This is a genomic window from Bradyrhizobium sp. 139 (genome assembly GCF_023074175.1).
GTDB lineage: Bacteria > Pseudomonadota > Alphaproteobacteria > Rhizobiales > Xanthobacteraceae > Bradyrhizobium.
On record NZ_JADPKS010000069.1, the window covers coordinates 111,870 to 130,533 of the forward strand.

Sequence of the window (18,664 nt, forward strand, 5' to 3'; positions counted from 1 at the left end):
AACGCGTTACGACAGCTTGCCGACGGCCTTTTCCAGGAGGTCCCAGGCCTGATCGCCATACTTGCCCTTCCACTCGGCATAGAAGCCGGCGGCCCGCAGCTTGTCGCGGAACGGGGCAACCGCGGGCTGGTTGAAGGTCAGGCCCTTCACCGCGAGCTCCTGCTGGAGATTGGCATTGAGCTTGGCGGTGTCGGCGCGCTCGTTGACCGCGGCGGCATTGATGTTCTTGGCGACGACGGTGCGCACGTCCTGCGGGAGCTTTTCCCAGGCGCGGCGGTTGGCCAGGAACCAGAAGCCATCCCACATGTGGTTGGTCAGCGAGCAGTACTTCTGCACCTCGTAGAGCTTGGCGGTCGAGATGATCGCCAGCGGGTTCTCCTGGCCCTCGACGATCTTGGTCTGGAGCGCCGAATAGACCTCGCTGAAATTGATCGAGGCGGGCGCCGCGTCGAACGCCTTGAACATCGAGGTCCACAGCGGCGACACCGGCACGCGGATCTTGAAGCCCTTGAGGTCGTCAGGACCGGTGATCGGCTTGCTCGACGACGTGGTCTGGCGGAAGCCGTTATCCCAGATCTTGTCCATGACCTCGAGGCCGGCCTTCTTGATCTCGCCGCGAACATGGGCGCCGAGGTCGCCGTCCATGGCCTTCCAGACCGTGTCGTAGTCCGGGAACGCGAAGCCGATGCCGTTGATGGACGCGGCCGGCACCAGGGTCGACAGGATCAGGCCGGACAGCGTGAAGAACTCGACGCCGCCTGAGCGGATCTGGCTCAGCATGTCGGTGTCGGACCCGAGCTGGTTGTTCGGGAAGATCTGGAGGTCGAACTTGCCGCCTGTCTCGCTCTTGATCGCCGCCGCCATCTCCTTGGCGCGCACGTTCAGCGGATGGGTGTCCGGCAGGTTGTTGGCGTATTTGTAGGTGAATTCGGCGCTCTGGGCACGGGCCACATAGGGCGCACTGACGCCGCCAAAGACGGCGGTCGCGGCGGAGGCCTTGAGAAGCGTGCGTCGGGAAAAGCTCATGGGTCTGCTTCCTCGGAAGTTTGTTCTTGTTGTGAGATGCAAACCTATACGGACGGAAGGCTCGAAGGTCATCTGCGATCTCGCGAAGCTCGCTTATTGCAGCCGGACAACCTCGCGGCAATATCGGCTTTCGGAGAGATGCGCCGGATTCAAAACCTGAAAAACAACCCCATGCACAGTAGCCGTGAAGAACGAGGCGACGGCCGGCGGCCGGATCGAAAACCCGCGCCAAGCGAAAGTGTTATGGCAGGAACCTAGCCTAAATACATGATCCAATTGTAGATAAATATATTCCATAATATACCTTATGCGAATCACGGATATGGCTGCGCAGATCAGATCAGATAAATTCCCACCTACCCAGAACCCCGCTCCCGGCTCACACTTGTCGCCAATAAGCTGCGGGCAAACCGACGCAGCGGTTCAAGGCCACGGCAGCATTGGGAGGTTCGTCATGCAGGAGAACGTCGCCCGCGCGACCGGCCCGCGCGCCATTCCATTCGATGCTGCCAAACTCGACCGTCTCATGGAAGCCGCCGGCCTCGACGTCCTGGTCGCGACCTCCAAGCACAATGTGCAGTACCTGCTGGGCGCCGAGCGCGCGATCTTCTTCGACTGCATGGATGCCCTGGGCGTCAGCCGTTACCTGCCGGTCCTGGTCTATCCCAAGGGCGCGCCCGAGAAAGCGGTCTATGTCGGGCACCGTCTGGAGACCCATCAGCGCACCGTTGCGCCGCCATGGGTGGCGCAGGTCCGGACCGAGTCCAACGGCTCGGTCGACGCAGTCACGCGTGCCGTTGCGTTGATCCGCGATGCCGGCGTGCCCTTGAGGCGGGTCGGGGTCGAGATGGCATTCCTGCCGATGGATGCGGGCCGGGCGCTCAGTGACGCCCTACCCGGCGCCGAGCTCAAGGACGCGCTGGTGGTGCTGGAGCGGCTGCGGGCGGTCAAATCGGCAGACGAGCTCGCAAAGCTCAAGACGGCGTCGGAGCTCGTCATCGCGTCCATGCTGGAAGTGATCGCCGGGCACGGCCCCGGCACGACCAAGCAGCAATTGTCGGACGGCTTGCGCATCGCCGAAGCCAATCGCGGGCTGACCTTCGAGTACTGCCTGCTCGCCTGTGGCAACAGCCATAACCGAGCACCGTCGGCGCAGCGCTGGGAACAAGGCGACGTGCTGTCGCTCGATTCGGGCGGCAATTATCACGGCTATATCGGCGACCTCGCGCGCATGGCCGTGCTCGGCGATCCCGATGCCGAGCTGAAGGACTGTCTGGCCGAGATCGAAGCGGTCCAGCGCGCCGCCTTTGCCGCAGTCCGTCCGGGCGCCATGGGCGGCGACATCTATGTTGCGGCCGAGCGGCAGCTCGCCCAGATCACCCGACGCGACTGCACCGATTTCCTGGCCCACGGCATGGGCCTCGTGAGCCACGAGGCCCCTCGCCTGACCGCCGAGGGTCCGGTTCCCTACGACGACACGGATGCCCGACTGCCGCTCGAGCCCGGCATGGTGGTCTCGATCGAGACCACGATGAAGCATCCCAGCCGCGGCTTCATCAAGCTCGAGGACACCGTCGCGGTGACGCCTGATGGGTACGAGATCTTTGGCGAGGGCGGCCGCGGCTGGAATGTGGGCGGCAGCGCGCTTTAGTTAAGTCGCGCCAGTTTGCGGTACAGGCTTTCGTACTCTCTTGCCATTCGGTGCGCAGAGAAGCGTTCCTCGAAGCGAGAGCGTATCTTTCGTCTGTCGAGCAGGGCCAACTCGTTCACTGCGACGATTGCCTGTTTCTCATTCTCGACGATGAAGCCTGTCACTCCATCCTCGACGACTTCGGGCACGGAGCCGGAGCGGTAGGCGATCACTGGCGTCCCGCACGCCATCGCCTCGATCATGACCAGGCCGAAGGGCTCCGGCCAATCGATCGGAAACAGCAACGCGGCCGCTCCGGCGAGGAATGGCTGCTTCCTCGCTTCGTCAACCTCACCGACGAGCTGGACCTCCTCGCTCTCGATGTGGGGCTCGATATGCTTCTTGAAATAGACGGTCTCGGCGCGCGGGATCTTGGCGGCCATGCGCAGGGGTTTCCTGGCTGCACGTGCGATGCGGATGGCGTCCTCCGGACCTTTCTCAGCCGTAAGGCGTCCGAGAAACGCCAGATACGATCCTTGTTCATAGGACGGACGAAGCAGGCTCGAAGGCAGCCCGTGCTGGATCGTGCCGATCCAGTTTGCGTTCGGAACAGGCAGGCGCTGATGGTCGGAAATCGAGACGAAGCCGGCCTCGGGAAATTCCCGAAACATATCGGAAAGCCCGGGCAAGTCGAGCCGGCCGTGCATGGTGGTGAGAAACGGAACATCGAGGCGACCGAGCAACGGAAGGTGCAGCCAGTCGATATGCACGTGGACCACATCGAAATCCTTCGCCCGTTTTGCAATCGCCTCGAGCAGCAGAGCGCTGGCGGCATTGGGATCAGTGCTCCTCCGCCCGAGGCGCAGCGCGCGCGGCCATACCGGGTGGAGTTTGCCTTTCGTCCGGGAATCGCCGCTCGCAAACAGGGTGACGTCATGACCAAGGTCGACCAGTTCGTCCACCAGCCAGGCCACCACTCGCTCCGTGCCGCCGTATAGCTTCGGCGGAACACTTTCGGCCAAGGGAGCAAGCTGAGCGATGCGCATCGGAGCCATCCGCTACACTGAGAAGCCCGGCCGGAAGACCGGCGCGATGGCCGCGGAAGCGAGCTGCGGCCTGGTGCTTTCGATGACTGTCCGTCGAACGAGGCTCTCCATCCCACTCAACACTCGTCTTCCGGAAGCCGCTCGAGGTAAGCCAGCCCAAGGCACGTGAGTTCCTCGGCATCGCTCGCTTGCGCTTCCCATCTGCCGTGTAGATGGCGCTCGAGCAGGCATCGGCGACTGTCCGCAGCATCGACATCGCGATGCTTCGCCAGGAAGACAGACCAAGCGGTATCGACCGCCGTTCGTAGCGGGACGTCATCGACCATATTCAACTCCGAGGACGCGAGACTCCGTCCGCCAACTCATCCGGTCGGCGGAAGTTTCCGGTTTTCCCCAAAACTCGAAGCCTCACAGCGGCCTTGGTTCGCCTCAGTCCCGCCTGCTGGTCGCCAGGATCGCCATGTCACGTTTGATCCCGGTCATGATGGCGAAACCATCGGAATGGCTCACCAGCATCTTCATCAACCCGATTTGGAAATTCACCCGGCGCCCTCTCCCGACTGTCGCCACATGGTCGGCGCGTCGGCCGGAGTCACTCTTGAACAGCGTGTCGGCGTTCGACTTGCCGTCCGCTGGCAGCCCGCTGATCGCGACCGGTCCGACCAGGCGCACCCCTGCCAGCTCCTTGAGAGCCGCATCGTGCTGCTTGGTGGTCTCGTCGTTCTCCTTGGCTTTCGAGAATTTTGCGATGTGGCGATCGCGCAGATCGAGATAGTGCTGCTCGGGAGCAGCCGCATTTGCGGCGGTGGCGAACACGAACAAGCAGAGCAAGGTAAACCCCTTCATCACGATCCCATGAGGCACGAGCTGTCTCCAATCTTTGTGCCTCTGTTTCGCGTCAAGGTTCATCCGCGCAGAACGGGCGGACCAAGTGCCCTACTCCGCCGCCGTGAGCTGCCGGTTCAGGCGCACCGCCGCCGTCTCGCGGACGCGGACGCGGGCGCGGCGTTTGCGCCACCAGATCACGACGCCGGTGACCGAGAGCGCGGCCACCACCAGCCCCATGATCGAGATCAGGATGCGGCCGAACAGCCCGACGATGCGCCCCGAATGCAGCGGGAATTGCGCCTGCACGAAGACATCGGCGGCGGTGCCGACCCAGGGTAGCCGTTCGCCGATCGGACGGCCGTCCTCGCTGTCGTAATAGAGCTGCGCCGGCCCGACGCCGCCGGCGCCGTGATCGTCGCCGGGATGGAAGAAGGCCGCGGCATAGACGCCATGGGCCGGGCCGTAATTGATCGAGCCGACCGGGGTGGTCCACCCTCGCCCCTTGCCGTCGGCCGCGGCGCGCGCAGCAATGTCGGCAAACGTCACCTTGGGCTCGATGGGATTGTCGAGATCGCGATAGGGCCGCTGCTCGTAGGGCGTCGGCGTGTAGTTCGACACCATCTTCATCATCGGCGAGAACACCTCGAAATAGAGGTTCAGCGAGAACGCCGTGAAGGCGATGATGAACAGCACGCCCCAGGTCCAGAGGCTGAAGGCGCGGTGGATGTCGAAATTGATCCGGTAGGCGCTGCCGGAGGTCTTGACGGTCCAGGCCGGCGCCCAGCGCGCCCAGAAGCCGCGTTCGAGCTGGCGGGTGACGGCAGGCGCCCGCGCCGCCTTGGCGCGCCACCGCGAGGGCAGCGTCAGATAGAATCCGACGAAGCAATCGATGGTCCAGATGATGGCGATCACGCCGAGCACGCGCATGCCCCAGCGATCGCTGCCCCAGAATTCCGGGATGTGCATCGTGTAGTGCAGCTTGTAGAGGAACGAGACGAAATTCTCGCGCGTCACCGGCCACACCGCGCCCCAATAGCGCCGGCCCAGCTCCGCGCCGGTGTTGGGATCGAGGAAGATCTGATTGTACTCGATCGCAAAGCGTTTTCCCGTCGCCGGATCGATCCGCGGCATCACGAAGAACCACAGCGAGTGGCCCTGCTCCGGCGTCATGAAGAGGTAGACGACGCGCGCACGGGGATCGCGCTGCTCGATCATCTTCGCGAGCTCGATCGAGGGGATCGCCGGACCCTTGCTGGCGACATCGAACAGGTGGTGGTTCAGCACGTCGTCGATCTCATGATCCCAGGAGATGATCGCGCCGGTGATGCCGGAGAAGAACAGGAAGCCGGCCGTGAGCAGTCCCGCCCAGCGATGGAATCGACCGAATATCGCTCTCATCGTCCGAATCCCGACTCAGCCTCATGGTTCGAGACGCCCGCTTTGGGTCGGCTCCTCACCATGAGGGACTGCGATCCTGCCGCGAAGAACGACCTCATCCTGAGGAGCCCGCCGACAGCGGGCGTCTCGAAGGATGCGCCGCGAGAAAACCGCCTGCCAAATTGTCTTCCATATGCGTTGCTCTGCCACTTGCCGGGACGTCCTCACATCGCACTCACCAACGATAGGTCAGCTTGCCGATGGCCTTCCGCCCCTCGGCATAGATGCAGCCCGACAGGCTATACCAGGCTGCGACATAGCGCGTGTCGCCGAGATTGGTGACGTTCAGCGACAGGCGCCAATTGTCACGGGTGTAGGCAAGCAGCGCGTCAAGCACGGTCGACGATCCCACCTTGAACGTATTGGCGTCATCGCCCCAGGTCGCGCCGACATAACGGATGCCGCCACCGAACTGGAGACCTGCGAGCGGCCCGTTCTTGAGCGTATAGTCGCTCCACAGCGAGGCGCGGTTGAGCGGCACGGTGACCGGCGCCTTGCCGACATTCACCGGATCCTGCGTGACCATGGCATCGACATAGGCATACGCGGCGCGCAGATTCCAGCCGTCGGCGAGCGACATGGAGCCTTCGAGCTCGATGCCGCGCGATTTCACCTGACCGGTCTGTTCGGCAAGGTAGCTCGGCGGCGGGAACGTGACGACGTTGTCGCGCGTCAGGTCGAAAGCGGCGAAGGTGAACAGGGCGTTCCAGCCGACCGGTTGGTATTTGACGCCGACCTCGTACTGGACGCCGGTCTCGGGATTGAGCAGTTGCCCGCTGGCCGTCGCAAGCACCGGCAGGAACGATTCCGAGTAGCTGAAATACGGCGCGATGCCGTTGTCGAAATTGTACATAACGGCGGCGCGGCCGGTGAAGGCCGAAGCATCCTTCGATACGGACGTGTTGAAGCTGTCGACCTGCGTCGTCACGAAATCCTGGCGGCCGCCGAGCTGGAACGAGAGCCGGCCGAGCTTGATCTGGTCCTGCGCGTAAAGGCCGACCTGCGACTGCTTGACGCCGGTGTTGTCGTTCATGGCGCCGATGGTCCAGTCGTAGCTGTAGACCGGGTTGAAGACGTTGATCTCGGGGGCCGAGGTCGTGACGCCAAAGGCGGTGTCGCGGAAACTGGTGTTGCGATAGTCGATCCCGACCAGGGTGGTATGGCTGAGGATGCCGGTGGTGAACTTGCCCTGGAGCTGGTTGTCCACCGCGAAGGAGTTGATGTGCGAGTTGCTGTAGCTGCCGAAACGCCCCAGCTGCCCCGCCGCCTCGTTGGTGTAGCCGGTACCGTAGAAGGTCTTTTCCTCGTTGTGCTGATAGGCGTAGCGCAGGTTCTGCCGGAAGGTGATGTTGTCGGTGAAGTCGTGCGAGAGCTGGTAGCCGACGGTCGCAATCTCGGTGTTGAACGCGTTGAAGCCCGGCACGCCCGCGAAGAACGAGACCGGGATGGTGCGGCCGTTGTTCGGCCACACCGTGCCCGATGCCGGCAGGAACTGGAGGCCCCACCCTGCCCGGTCGCGCTGATAGTTGGCCAGGAACGTGATGGTCGTATCCTCGTTCGGCTTGATGGTGACGGCGGGCGCGATGAAGACGCGGTTGTCCTTGGTGAAGTCGACCTGGGTCTCGCCGTCGCGAACGACGCCGGTCAGGCGCCACAGCACGGTGCCTTCCTTGTTGACAGGGCCGCCCATGTCGAACTGGCCCTGATAGCGGTTGAAGCTGCCGCCGGAGATCGAGGCCTCGCCGAACTGCTGCGCGGTCGGCAGCTTGGTGACGTAGTTGAGAATGCCGCCGGTTCCGCTGCCGCCATACATCGCCGAGGACGGCCCCTTGAGAACCTCGATGCGCTCGGCGCCGTAGGGATCGAGGCCGTTGAAATGCACGTAGTTGCTGGATGGAATCCGCAACCCGTCGACGTAGAGGCCCGACATGGTCGTGTCGAAGCCGCGGATCTGGAGGGCGCCGAATCGGGTGTCCGAACCGCCATTGACATCGCCGCTGACGCCGGCGGTGTAGCGCAAGGCCTCGCCGATCGAGACCGCACCCTGGTTTCGGGCCTGGTCGGTGGTGATGACGGACACCGACTGCGGCGTTTCGATCAACGGCGTATCGGTCTTGGTGGCGGTGCCGCTCCTTGTGGCAACGAAACCACGCACCGGGCCATTGGCGCGCTCACCCGTGGCGCCTTGCGATGCCGACTGTGGCGGCGCGGCTTGCTGCGCAGGAGCCCGACGATTGGTGCGAGAAGAGCGTGTCGCCGCTGATCTTCGCGACGACGCAACCGCCGCCGGACGGGCACGCTGCGCCGGCGCCTCCACGGTGACAGCGGGAATCTGTGTCTGCGCCTGCACGGAGCCGATGGGAACGAGAAGCGAGAATGTGCTGACCGCCCCGAGGAAAAGCACCTGAATCTGCCGAAGACGCGTATCGGAACGCGAAAGAAGTTGGAAGTCTGTCACGTCTATCGAGGCCCCACGCACGGCCGGCTTTGCCGGTATCGTTTTTGATGCCCCGCCCTAACTCAGGCGGTTTCGGAGTGCGATAGGAACAGCGTTAGAATCTCTCCAGAGCTGTGCGCAGCATGTGCGACGAATGCGCTCAGTCGCGTTTCGGATTCGGAGTGTTTCCAGACGGACAAGAATCGGCTTGTCCGCAAACGTTTGGAGGCGACCTCAGCGATGCCGCAGCCGGCAGTTGACCCGGCGCGCCAGATAGTCGCCCGCGCTCTGCACGAGTTGCACCAGCGCGATCAGCACGACGACGACGGCCAGCATCATCTCGGGCATGAAGCGCTGATAGCCGTAGCGGATGCCGAGATCGCCGAGCCCGCCGCCTCCGACGGCACCGACCATGGCGGAATAACCGAGCAGGCTGACCACGGCGAGCGTCAGCGCCAGCAGAAGTCCCGGCAGCGCCTCGGGGATCAGCACCTTGAGCACGATCTGAATCGGAGACGCCCCGAACGAGGATGCGGTCTCGATCAGGCCGCCATCGACCTCGCGGATTGCAGCCTCGACCAGGCGCGCGATGAACGGCGCCGATGCGATGGTCAGCGGCACGATCGCCGCGGTCGAGCCTATCGAGGTGCCGGCCACCAGCCGCGTGAACGGAATGATGGCGACGACCAGGATGATGAAGGGCGTGGAGCGGGTCGCATTGACGACGGCGCCGAGCACGCGATTGATGACGGGCGCCGCGTAAAGCTCGCCTTTCCGGCTGGTCGCGAGAAAGACACCGAGCGGCAGGCCGAAGGCGGTGCCGACCAGCGCCGCGATGCCGACCATGTACAGGCTTTCGCCGGTGGCCTGGATGATCAGATTGATGAGTTCAGGCGACATAGCCGAGACGCTCCGCGGGGAATTGATATTGAGAGAGCCGGGCCAGCGTCCGCGTCACCGCGTCCTCGCCGCCAGAAATCCCAAGAGGAATACCGAGGGTCAGTGAGCCCACATGCTGGCCGCCGATCTCGTCGATGCGGGCCGACAGCAGCGAGACGTCGAGACCGAGCTCGCGGGCGAGCCGCGCCACCAGCGTATCGCCGGCCCCTGCTCCGCGCACCTGAACGCGGATCACGGCCTGCCCGCCCGCAGACGGCTCCGGCACGATCCGGCTCGCCAGCGAGACCGGCAGGCTGTCGCCGATCACCTCGGCGAGGAAGGATTGCGTGATCGGATGCCTGGGATGGGTGAAGATGTCGGCGACATGACCGCTTTCGACGACATGGCCGGCGTCGAGCACCACCACTTCCTTGGCGAGCTGACGCACCACCGACATTTCGTGGGTGATCAGCACGATGGTCACCCCGAGCTCGCGGTTGATGTTGGCGAGCAGATCGAGGATCGCGCGCGTGGTTTGCGGATCGAGCGCGGAGGTCGCCTCGTCCGACAGCAGCACGCTCGGCCGCGTCGCCAGCGCACGGGCAATGCCGACGCGTTGCTTCTGGCCGCCCGAGAGTTCGGAAGGGTAGCGGTCGTGCTTGTCGGCGATGCCGACGAGAGCGAGCAGCTCGGCAACGCGGGCCTTGATGTCGGCCTTTGCCCAGCCGGCGATCTCGAGCGGCAGCGCGATGTTGTCGGCCGCCGTGCGCGACGACAGCAGGTTGAAGTGCTGGAAGATCATGCCGATCGAGCGTTGCGCCAGCCGCAATTCGCGGCCGGCCAGCGCCGAGATATCGCGGCCGTCGACGATGACGCGGCCCGTGGTCGGCTTCTCCAGCCCGTTGATCAGCCGGACCAGGCTCGACTTGCCGGCGCCGGAGCGGCCGATGACGCCGGTGACCGAGCCGCGCGCAATTGCGAAGCCAATATCTTGCAGCGCGTTGACGCCGGGCTTGCCGCGATAGGACGGATAGATCTTCGAAATGCCTTCGAAACGGACCATCGCGTCAGATTCAATCGCGGCGGGTTCAATCGCGGCAGGTGAGATCGCTGCAAGCGTATCGATCGGCTCTCCGATTGCGAGCGACGGGTGGGCATTCATGGAGGCGGCCTTCATGCACAATAGTTCCGCTTGCCTCTGGGGCATCCGGGAACCGGGTCGCATCGAGCGACGGAGAATGAAACAGCGATGAGGGCTCGGGTGAAGCGCGCTGCACCGCAGCACGCACCATCGCCGTTCCAGGTCTCTGTTGCAATGTCAGATATTTGCGGGGAGTTGGACGAAGTTTCCCCAATCCCCACCCGGAGAAGAAAATTCCTTCCACATCACGAGCGGCGCGATCAATGCGCGGCTTGCGTTCTACCGCCCCCTGAAGCGCGGTTTGCGGCGGCCCAGGAACGCCTCAACGCCCTCTTTGTGATCCTCCGTGAGGCTCGCCAGCGCGAACTGATCGACATCCATGTGGCTGGCGAGATCGTCCAGCGCATGCGCGAGCCGGTTGACAGTGAGCTTTGTCATCGCGACCGAGAGCGGCGGCTGTGCGGCGATTTTCCGGGCGAGATCCATCGCGGCATCGAACGCCTTGCCGGGATCGGCAACCTGCTCCACCAGACCCCATTCATAGGCCTCATCCGCCGAGATGCGCTGATCGGCCAGGATCACCGCCTGCTTGGTGCGGGCCGGACCGATCAGATGGAGCATACGCGGGATGCTTTGCCAGCTCATGTTCATGCCGAGCCCGATCTCGGGCACGCGCAGATGCGCATCGCGGCCCATGACGCGGAAGTCGAGGGCCACGGCAAGCGCCACCCCGCCGCCGACGCAAAAGCCCTCGATGGCCGCGATCGTGATCTGCTCCATCTCGTGCCAGGCATGCGTCAGGCGCGGCCCGAGCTTGAGGTGCCGGCGCAGCGTGCCGAGGTCCATGTCCCTGCGCGAGCGCCCCTCGGCATCCTTCAGGTCGAAGCCGGCGCTGAAGGCGCTGGTGCTGCCCGTCAGCACCACGACGGAGGTTGTCGCGTCATCCTCAAAGCTGCGCGCCGCCGCGGTGAGCTGGCGCAGCGCTTCGGGCGACAGCGCGTTGATGCCGTCATTGCGGTCGAACCGCACGATCGCGATCCGCCCCTCCGGCCCATGACCTTTCTCGATCGTCACATGGTCCGTCACCGGCGCCTCCCAATCTGAGTTGGGTCGATGCTATAGCCCACATCTGGCCTCACGAATATGGGACCCGGTTGCGCCGCAACGCATACTCGACAGGCGGGGAAAAAAGCGACTATCTTTCGCCCCATGAGCCAGGATCACGACCACCATCACCACCACGATCACGACCATTCCGAACTGTCGGAGACCGAGCTGCGCGTGCGCGCGCTCGAAACGATCTTGACCGAAAAAGGCTATGTCGAGCCGGCCGCGCTCGATGCCATCATCCAGGCCTATGAGACCAAGATCGGCCCGCATAACGGCGCGCGCGTCGTCGCCAAGGCGTGGACCGATCCGGCGTTCAAGGCGGCGCTGCTGGAAGACGGCAGCAAGGCGATCGGCACGCTCGGCCATGTCAGCCGCGTCGGCGATCATCTCGTCGTGGTCGAGAACACGCCGCAGCGCCACAACATGGTCGTGTGCACGCTCTGCTCCTGCTACCCCTGGGAAATGCTGGGGCTGCCGCCGGTCTGGTACAAGGCATCGCCCTACCGCTCGCGCGCGGTGAAGGATCCGCGCGGTGTGCTCGCCGATTTTGACGTCAGCTTGCCGAAGGACATGGAAATCCGGGTCTGGGATTCCACGGCCGAGACGCGCTTCCTGGTGCTGCCGATGCGCCCCCCGGGCACGGAAGGCTGGAGCGAGGAGCAACTGGCCGAACTCGTCACGCGCGACTCCATGATCGGTACGGGCTTTCCCAAGACGCCGGGAGCGCCGTCATGAACGGCGTCCACGACATGGGCGGCATGGACGGGTTCGGCAAGGTCGAGGCTGAGCCGAACGAGCCGACCTTCCACGCCGATTGGGAAGCGCGCGTTCTCGCCATGGTGCGTGCGATGGGCGCGGCCGGCGCGTTCAACATCGACACCTCGCGCTTCTATCGCGAGATGCTGCCGCCGCACGTTTATCTTTCGAGCTCCTATTACAAGAAATGGTTCCTCGGGCTCGAGGAGATGCTGATCGAGAAGGGCTACCTCACGAAGGAAGAGGTCGCCGCCGGCCACGCGATGCAGCCGGCAAAGGCGCTCAAGCACGGCAAGTTCGATCTTACCCAGGTCGAGCGCATCATGGTGCGCGGCAAGTTCGCCCGCGCGGCCGCGGCGCCGGCAAAATTCAACGTCGGCGATCGAGTGCGTGCGAAGAACATCCATCCGACGACGCATACCCGCCTGCCGCGCTATGTGCGCGGCCATGTCGGCATCGTCGAGCTGAACCATGGCTGCCACGTGTTTCCGGACTCGGCGGCGATGGAGCTCGGTGAAAATCCGCAATGGCTCTACACCGTCGTGTTTGAAGGCCGCGATCTCTGGGGCGCGGATGGTGATCCGACCTTGAAGGTGTCGATCGACGCCTTCGAGCCCTATCTGGACCCGGCGTGATGAGCAGCACGGCTGCGGCCGCCGCGACGGCGGCCATTCCGGGCATTCCGCGCGACGACAATGGCCCGGTGTTCCGCGCGCCCTGGGAAGCGCATGCGTTTGCGATGGCGCTGAGCCTGCACGATCGCGGCGTGTTCACCTGGCCGGAATGGGCCGCAGCCCTCGCCGACGAGATCAAGCGCGCACAAGCCGCCGGCGATCCGGATACAGGCGAGACCTACTATCTGCACTGGCTCGCCACGCTGGAAGAACTGGTTGCGCGCAAAGGCGTTGCTTCGACGGAGACGCTGCACCGCTATCGCGACGCCTGGGACCACGCCGCCGACCGTACCCCGCACGGCAAGCCGATCGAGCTGCGTCCGGAGGATTTTGCACGATAGTCTTTCGCGTGCGCGCCATGTTGTGTGGGCGCTGCCGCCTCAGCCGGCGCTGTCATTCCCCGCGAAGGCGGGGAATCCAGTACGCCGCAGCTTCTCCATATCCCACAATCGCCTCTGGAATACTGGTTCACCCGCCTTCGCGGGCGATGACTGCGGAGATACGGAGCGCTATTTGCGCGCCGCCACATACTCCCGCCACCCCTTCGCCCGCAGACTGCACGCCGGGCACTCGCCGCAGCCATACCCCCACGCATGCTGCGCGCCGCGTTCGCCGAGATAGCAGGTGTGCGAGTGCTCGCGAATGAGGTCGACCAATCCTGTGCCGCCGAGGTCATGCGCGAGCTTCCAGGTCGCCGCCTTGTCGATCCACATCAGCGGCGTATGCAGCTCGAATGTCCTGGCCATGCCGAGCGAGAGCGCGGCCTGCATGGCGCGGATGGTCTCGTCACGGCAATCGGGATAGCCGGAATAGTCGGTCTCGCACATACCGCCGACGATATGGGTGATGCCGCGCCGGTAGGCGAGCGCCGCGGCAAAGGTGAGGAACGCCAGATTGCGGCCGGGCACAAAGGTGTTCGGCAGGCCGTCGGCGCCCATCGCGATGGCGACGTCGCGCGTCAGCGCTGTTTCGGACACGGCGGCCAGCGTCGGGATCGACAGCGTATGGCTCTCGCCGAGTTTTCCGGCCCAATCCGCACGCAGGCCCTTGATGCCGTCGAACAGTCGCGCGCGGCAGGCAAGCTCGATGGCGTGGCGCTGGCCGTACTCGAACCCCAACGTCTCCACGCGCGCAAAACGGCTCAGCGCCCAGGCGAGGCAGGTGGTGGAATCCTGGCCGCCGGAAAACAGCACCAGGGCGGTCTCGGATGAAAATGCGTCATTCATGGCTCGCGCTTTAGCACTGCGCATCCCGCCCGCCAATCGGTGGAAATCGGCCTGTTCCGCTGCGCCGCGCTGGGAACGGCGGCCCGCTTTTGGCATAAGGATTCGGAGCCAGGAGACTGCCCCGCAATGACCCCTTCCCGCGACATTTCCCGCCTGATCGAGATCATGGCGGCGCTGCGCACGCCCGTGACCGGCTGCCCCTGGGATCTCGAACAGAATTTTGCAACCATCGCGCCCTACACGATCGAGGAAGCCTATGAGGTGGTCGAGGCGATCAGCCGCGGCGATCTCGACGATTTGCGCGAAGAGCTCGGCGACCTTCTGTTGCAGGTCGTGTTCCACGCCCAGATGGCTTCGGAGCAGAACGCCTTTGCCTTTGGCGACGTGGTCGAGGCCATCACGCGCAAGATGATCCGGCGCCACCCCCATGTCTTCGCCGACAAGGACGGCAACCTCGCCTCCTCCCACGTCAAGGAAGTCTGGGACCGCATCAAGGCGGAGGAGAAAGCCGAGCGCGGCGCGCGCCGGCCGCCGGAGCAACCGCCGTCACACAAATCACTGCTCTCGGGCGTGAAGGCCGGACAGCCCGCGCTGACGCGTGCGATGGAGCTCCAGCGCAAGGCCTCCACGGTCGGCTTCGACTGGAACGACCCGCGCGCAGTGCTGGCCAAAATCCGCGAGGAAGCCGACGAGATCGAGGCGGCGCTCGACCGCAACGACAAGCAGGAGCTGGCGGAAGAGACCGGCGACCTGATGTTCGCCCTCGTCAACCTCGCCCGCCATGTCGACGCCGATCCGGAGGCCGCGCTGCGTGCCACCAACGCGAAATTCGAACGGCGTTTTGCCTATATCGAACGGGCGCTGGAGGCGCAGGGGCGAACGCTCGAACAGGCATCACTGGCGGAGATGGACGCTTTGTGGAATGCGGCGAAGGGCGAGGAGAACAAGAAGGCTCCTGCTGCCGAGCGAACCAATCAAGCCCGCCGCTAACTCCGCCGTCGTCCCGGACAAGCGCGCTTCAAGCGCGCGCAGATCCGGGACCCATAATCCCGGGGAGGAGTTGTAACGCGAGGTGACACCACGAGTCTTCGCCAAACGACGCCCGGTGGCTATGGGTCCCGGATCGGCGTTCCGCTTGTCCCGGAGGACAGCGTTGCTTTAGGCAATCGTTCGTCAACTCACTCACGTGGACGGCGCTGCCTATACCGAAAGACGCGGCACGGCATCGAAGCGGTTCACCACGATATCCCGCTTGGTCTCGTCCACCCGCACCGTCATGTCGAAGCGGCCGTCGTGTAGCTCCTTCGCCAGCACCTCGGCATTGCGATGCAGCCAGCTGATGCCGGCGCCGTCGGAGGCGTCGATGGAGAGATCGAGCGTGATGCGTTTGGCGGCGAGCCGTTCCTCGATCACGGCGAGCAGCGTATCGATCCCCTCGCCCGATACGGCCGAGACCAGCATCGCCGGATGATCTTCCGGCCGGCGCGCCGCGATGTTTAGGAGCTCTTCGCGTTGCTCCACGTCGAAGCGATCGATCTTGTTCCAGACCTCGATGATACGGCCGCTGTCGTCGGGATTGATGCCGAGCTGGCGTAGCACCGCATCGACGTCGCTCTGCTGCGCCTCGGCGTCCTCGTGCGCGATGTCGCGCACATGCAGGATGACGTCGGCCTCCAGCACCTCTTCCAGCGTGGCGCGGAACGCGGCGACGAGCTGCGTCGGCAAATTGGAGATGAAGCCCACGGTGTCGGACAGCATCGCCTTGCCGCCATGCGGCAGGCTAAGCGCGCGCAAGGTCGGATCGAGCGTGGCGAACAGCATGTCGGCGGCCTGCACCTCGGCGCGGGTCAGGCGGTTGAACAGCGTCGACTTGCCGGCATTGGTGTAGCCGACCAGCGCCACGACGCGGTACGGCACGCGCTGGCGTCCCGCGCGATGCAGGCGCCGCGTCGCCTGCACCTTCTTCAGTTCGCCCTCGAGTTTCGCGATGCGTTCCTGGATCAGGCGGCGGTCGGCTTCGATCTGCGTCTCGCCGGGACCGCCCATGAATCCAAAGCCACCGCGCTGGCGTTCGAGATGGGTCCATGAGCGCACCAGGCGCGAACGTTGGTAGTTGAGGTGCGCGAGCTCGACCTGGAGCGAGCCTTCCTTGGTCTTGGCGCGGCGGCCGAAGATTTCGAGGATCAGGCCGGTGCGATCGAGCACCTTTGCATGCAACTCCTTCTCGAGATTGCGCTGCTGGATTGGCGCAAGCGCGCAATCCATCACCACGAGCTCGACATCGAGGCTCTTGGCGAGGCCGGCGATCTCCTCGACCTTGCCCTTGCCGATATAGGTGGCGGGGCGAATCTGGCCGATCGGCGCGATGATGGCGTCCGCGACGACGAGATCAATCGCGCGCGCGAGGCCCGCGGCTTCGTCGAGCCGGGCCTCGGCGTCTCGCAAGACATAACCCTCCGATTGCGCGTCGGCACCGCTCGCGCGCACTCGCAAATAGGGGCCGATGACAAGCACCCGCCCCGTCTGCTTAGCCCCTGCCGACCGCGGACGGTCGGCCTCCCCGTCGAAATTCCGGGGTTCCAATCAGATCACTCTCAAGCCGGCTGATCCTCACCGCCTTCGAACAACTGGATCGGCGCGCCCGGCATGATGGTCGAGATCGCATGCTTGTAGACAAGCTGCGAGTGACCGTCGCGCCGAAGCAGCAAACAGAAATTGTCGAACCAGGTCACGATGCCCTGGAGCTTCACTCCGTTGACCAGAAAGATCGTCAGTGGCGTCTTGGTTTTGCGAACGTGATTAAGGAAAGTGTCCTGCAGGTTTTGTGCGCGGTCTGCCGCCATTGTTTTTTTCTCGCTTTGAGTTTCTTTTTATTGCGCCGGTTGCGGCCCTCTTTTGAACATTGTGGGGCCTCTTCCGGTTGCCGTTCCTCATGAGATCCCCCTCGAAGGAACAGCGCGACGATTAGAGGACAGGTCGGGTTATTAGGCAAGCCGCTTCACGCGGCAGGCCGAGCCCAATTGCCCCGAAAAACTACGGAAACCGATGATTTTTCTCGCATATTCCCTGGAGTGCGGCGGCAACGTCGCAGTGTTAGCCGACGCCAAGCGCCTTCAACTTTCGATGCAACGCCGAACGTTCCATGCCAACGAACTCGGCCGTGCGAGAAATATTTCCTGAGAAACGGCTGATCTGTGCAATCAAATAGTCGCGCTCGAACACTTCGCGCGCTTCGCGCAGCGGCAGGCCCATGATGTGCTCGCCATTGTTGCTGGTCGGCATCGCCGGCACCATCGAGCCGACGTCCTGCGGTAGCATGTCGGCAGTGATGATGACCTCCGGTCCGCCCGCGGCCAGAATCATGACTCTCTCAACGTTGTTGCGGAGCTGGCGCACGTTGCCGGGCCAGACATGCGATTGCAGCACCGCCATCGCGTCCTGCCCGATCTGCCGTTTGGGCAGGCCGCTGCCGGCCGAGATCTGCTCCATGAAATAGTCGATCAATTCCGGAATGTCCTCGCGCCGCTCCGACAGCGCCGGCACGCGGATCGGCACCACCGAGAGCCGATGATAGAGGTCCTCGCGGAAATGGCCCGCTGCGATCTCCTCTTCGAGATTGCGCGCCGTAGAGGAGATGATGCGGACGTCGACCTGCATCTTGGCGGTGCCGCCGACGCGCTGGAACGACTGCTCAACCAGCACGCGCAAAATCTTGTTCTGGGTCTCGCGTGGCATGTCCGCGATCTCGTCGATGAACAGCGTGCCGCCATGCGCCTCTTCGAGCGCGCCGGACTTGCGCGCGTGCTCGCCATTGGACTGCTCGACGCCAAACAGCTCGTGCTCCATCCGCTCGGGCGTGATCGCGGCAGCATTGATGACGACGAAGGGGCCGTCGGCGCGGCCGGAGGCCGTATGCAGGGTGCGCGCGGTCAGCTCCTTGCCGGCGCCGGCGGGGCCGACGATCAGGATGCGGCTGTTGGCCTTGGCCGCGCGCTCAATGGTCTGGCGCAGCTGGTTCATGCTCGGCGAGCGGCCGACGAGCGAGCTTGCACTCGGCGCGAGCTGCTTCAGCTCCTTGACCTCACGCTTGAGCCGCGAATTCTCCAGCGCTCTTGTAGCGACCAGGATCAGCCGGTCGGCCTTGAACGGCTTCTCGATGAAGTCGTAGGCGCCGCGCTTGATCGCGGCGACCGCGGTCTCGATGTTGCCGTGGCCCGAGATCATCACGACCGGTAGATCGGCATTGTCCTTCTTGACCTGCTCCAGCAGCTGCAAGCCATCGAGCTTGGAGCCCTGGAGCCAGATGTCGAGAAACACCAGATGCGGCCTGCGATTGGCGATCTCGGCGAGCGCCGTATCGCTGTCGCGTGCGGTCCGGGTCACGAAGCCCTCGTCTTCGAGGATGCCCGCAACGAGATCCCGAATATCGGCCTCATCATCGACAATCAGAATTTCACTTGCCATGGGTCGCGCC

At 64.2% G+C, this 18,664-nt stretch carries 17 protein-coding genes and 1 pseudogene; 5 read left to right on the forward strand and 13 right to left on the reverse strand.

What is annotated here, in order from left to right; all coding sequences use genetic code 11:
• Positions 1-6: 6 nt before the first annotated feature.
• The gene (locus tag IVA80_RS16135) at positions 7-1,026 is read right to left on the reverse strand and encodes a TRAP transporter substrate-binding protein (protein WP_247431779.1); all 1,020 of its coding nucleotides are present in this window, start codon (positions 1,024-1,026) and stop codon (positions 7-9) included.
• 454 nt (positions 1,027-1,480) lie between these two features.
• Between IVA80_RS16135 and IVA80_RS16140 the strand changes: the two genes are divergently transcribed.
• Positions 1,481-2,677, forward strand: coding sequence for a Xaa-Pro peptidase family protein (locus tag IVA80_RS16140; protein ID WP_247431782.1), 1,197 nt, complete (start codon positions 1,481-1,483; stop codon positions 2,675-2,677).
• Here the strand turns inward: IVA80_RS16140 and IVA80_RS16145 are convergent.
• The 8 genes and pseudogenes from IVA80_RS16145 to IVA80_RS16180 all read right to left on the reverse strand — a co-directional run bounded on the left by IVA80_RS16145 (position 2,674) and on the right by IVA80_RS16180 (position 11,510).
• Entirely contained in the window at positions 2,674-3,702 is a 1,029-nt protein-coding gene (locus tag IVA80_RS16145; protein WP_247431785.1) for a glycosyltransferase family 4 protein, read from the reverse strand. The two genes, IVA80_RS16140 and IVA80_RS16145, sit on opposite strands and share 4 nt — an antisense overlap.
• Positions 3,703-3,818: 116 nt before the next feature.
• On the reverse strand, positions 3,819-4,028 hold the full coding sequence (locus tag IVA80_RS16150) for a hypothetical protein (RefSeq protein WP_247431788.1): 210 nt from the start codon (positions 4,026-4,028) through the stop codon (positions 3,819-3,821).
• Positions 4,029-4,287: 259 nt separating this feature from the next.
• Positions 4,288-4,548: pseudogene (locus IVA80_RS16155) on the reverse strand (hypothetical protein); the annotation flags it as partial.
• A gap of 90 nt (positions 4,549-4,638) precedes the next feature.
• Complete coding sequence (gene fsrB / locus IVA80_RS16160; RefSeq protein ID WP_247431791.1) at positions 4,639-5,928, reverse strand: siderophore utilization protein FsrB; 1,290 nt, start codon at positions 5,926-5,928, stop codon at positions 4,639-4,641.
• 214 nt (positions 5,929-6,142) lie between these two features.
• On the reverse strand, positions 6,143-8,122 hold the full coding sequence (locus tag IVA80_RS16165) for a TonB-dependent siderophore receptor (protein ID WP_247432099.1): 1,980 nt from the start codon (positions 8,120-8,122) through the stop codon (positions 6,143-6,145).
• Positions 8,123-8,638: 516 nt separating this feature from the next.
• Positions 8,639-9,304 (reverse strand): methionine ABC transporter permease, encoded by a 666-nt coding sequence (locus tag IVA80_RS16170; protein WP_247431794.1) that lies wholly within the window; start codon positions 9,302-9,304, stop codon positions 8,639-8,641.
• Positions 9,294-10,460 carry a methionine ABC transporter ATP-binding protein gene (locus IVA80_RS16175; RefSeq protein WP_247431797.1) on the reverse strand — a complete coding sequence of 389 codons (1,167 nt, stop codon included), beginning with the start codon at positions 10,458-10,460 and terminating at the stop codon, positions 9,294-9,296. The genes IVA80_RS16170 and IVA80_RS16175 overlap by 11 nt, the downstream gene beginning before the upstream one ends.
• Positions 10,461-10,703: 243 nt before the next feature.
• Positions 10,704-11,510, reverse strand: a complete 807-nt coding sequence (locus tag IVA80_RS16180; protein WP_247431800.1) for an enoyl-CoA hydratase/isomerase family protein — start codon at positions 11,508-11,510, stop codon at positions 10,704-10,706.
• Positions 11,511-11,633: 123 nt separating this feature from the next.
• Between IVA80_RS16180 and nthA the strand changes: the two genes are divergently transcribed.
• The 3 genes from nthA to IVA80_RS16195 are packed head-to-tail and all read left to right on the forward strand — an operon-like array spanning position 11,634 to position 13,305.
• Positions 11,634-12,269: a nitrile hydratase subunit alpha gene (gene nthA / locus IVA80_RS16185; RefSeq protein WP_247431803.1), complete on the forward strand. Its 636-nt coding sequence runs from the start codon at positions 11,634-11,636 to the stop codon at positions 12,267-12,269.
• Positions 12,266-12,925 (forward strand): nitrile hydratase subunit beta, encoded by a 660-nt coding sequence (gene nthB, locus IVA80_RS16190; RefSeq protein ID WP_247431806.1) that lies wholly within the window; start codon positions 12,266-12,268, stop codon positions 12,923-12,925. The genes nthA and nthB overlap by 4 nt, the downstream gene beginning before the upstream one ends.
• Positions 12,925-13,305 (forward strand): nitrile hydratase accessory protein, encoded by a 381-nt coding sequence (locus IVA80_RS16195; RefSeq protein WP_247431809.1) that lies wholly within the window; start codon positions 12,925-12,927, stop codon positions 13,303-13,305. The genes nthB and IVA80_RS16195 overlap by 1 nt, the downstream gene beginning before the upstream one ends.
• A 168-nt stretch (positions 13,306-13,473) precedes the next feature.
• On the opposite strand, the gene queC is transcribed toward IVA80_RS16195, so the two are convergent.
• The gene (gene queC / locus IVA80_RS16200; RefSeq protein WP_247431812.1) at positions 13,474-14,190 is read right to left on the reverse strand and encodes a 7-cyano-7-deazaguanine synthase QueC; all 717 of its coding nucleotides are present in this window, start codon (positions 14,188-14,190) and stop codon (positions 13,474-13,476) included.
• Positions 14,191-14,316: 126 nt separating this feature from the next.
• Between queC and mazG the strand changes: the two genes are divergently transcribed.
• Positions 14,317-15,180, forward strand: coding sequence for a nucleoside triphosphate pyrophosphohydrolase (gene mazG, locus IVA80_RS16205; protein ID WP_247431815.1), 864 nt, complete (start codon positions 14,317-14,319; stop codon positions 15,178-15,180).
• A gap of 210 nt (positions 15,181-15,390) precedes the next feature.
• On the opposite strand, the gene hflX is transcribed toward mazG, so the two are convergent.
• The 3 genes from hflX to IVA80_RS16220 form a co-directional block, all read right to left on the reverse strand.
• Complete coding sequence (gene hflX, locus IVA80_RS16210; RefSeq protein WP_247431818.1) at positions 15,391-16,773, reverse strand: GTPase HflX; 1,383 nt, start codon at positions 16,771-16,773, stop codon at positions 15,391-15,393.
• Between the two features lie 11 nt (positions 16,774-16,784).
• Complete coding sequence (gene hfq, locus IVA80_RS16215) at positions 16,785-17,033, reverse strand: RNA chaperone Hfq (RefSeq protein ID WP_007591126.1); 249 nt, start codon at positions 17,031-17,033, stop codon at positions 16,785-16,787.
• A gap of 250 nt (positions 17,034-17,283) precedes the next feature.
• Positions 17,284-18,654 carry a sigma-54 dependent transcriptional regulator gene (locus tag IVA80_RS16220; RefSeq protein WP_247431820.1) on the reverse strand — a complete coding sequence of 457 codons (1,371 nt, stop codon included), beginning with the start codon at positions 18,652-18,654 and terminating at the stop codon, positions 17,284-17,286.
• Positions 18,655-18,664 lie beyond the last annotated feature (10 nt).

Bases quoted from the DNA above. Each gene is read 5' to 3' on its own strand.
- IVA80_RS16135 (WP_247431779.1), bottom strand. From the start codon at position 1,026: ATGAGCTTTTCCCGACGCACGCTTCTCAAGGCCTCCGCCGCGACCGCC.
- IVA80_RS16140 (WP_247431782.1), top strand. From the start codon at position 1,481: ATGCAGGAGAACGTCGCCCGCGCGACCGGCCCGCGCGCCATTCCATTC.
- IVA80_RS16145 (WP_247431785.1), bottom strand. From the start codon at position 3,702: ATGCGCATCGCTCAGCTTGCTCCCTTGGCCGAAAGTGTTCCGCCGAAG.
- IVA80_RS16150 (WP_247431788.1), bottom strand. From the start codon at position 4,028: ATGGTCGATGACGTCCCGCTACGAACGGCGGTCGATACCGCTTGGTCT.
- fsrB (WP_247431791.1), bottom strand. From the start codon at position 5,928: ATGAGAGCGATATTCGGTCGATTCCATCGCTGGGCGGGACTGCTCACG.
- IVA80_RS16170 (WP_247431794.1), bottom strand. From the start codon at position 9,304: ATGTCGCCTGAACTCATCAATCTGATCATCCAGGCCACCGGCGAAAGC.
- IVA80_RS16175 (WP_247431797.1), bottom strand. From the start codon at position 10,460: ATGAAGGCCGCCTCCATGAATGCCCACCCGTCGCTCGCAATCGGAGAG.
- nthA (WP_247431803.1), top strand. From the start codon at position 11,634: ATGAGCCAGGATCACGACCACCATCACCACCACGATCACGACCATTCC.
- nthB (WP_247431806.1), top strand. From the start codon at position 12,266: ATGAACGGCGTCCACGACATGGGCGGCATGGACGGGTTCGGCAAGGTC.
- IVA80_RS16195 (WP_247431809.1), top strand. From the start codon at position 12,925: ATGAGCAGCACGGCTGCGGCCGCCGCGACGGCGGCCATTCCGGGCATT.
- queC (WP_247431812.1), bottom strand. From the start codon at position 14,190: ATGAATGACGCATTTTCATCCGAGACCGCCCTGGTGCTGTTTTCCGGC.
- mazG (WP_247431815.1), top strand. From the start codon at position 14,317: ATGACCCCTTCCCGCGACATTTCCCGCCTGATCGAGATCATGGCGGCG.
- hfq (WP_007591126.1), bottom strand. From the start codon at position 17,033: ATGGCGGCAGACCGCGCACAAAACCTGCAGGACACTTTCCTTAATCAC.
- IVA80_RS16220 (WP_247431820.1), bottom strand. From the start codon at position 18,654: ATGGCAAGTGAAATTCTGATTGTCGATGATGAGGCCGATATTCGGGAT.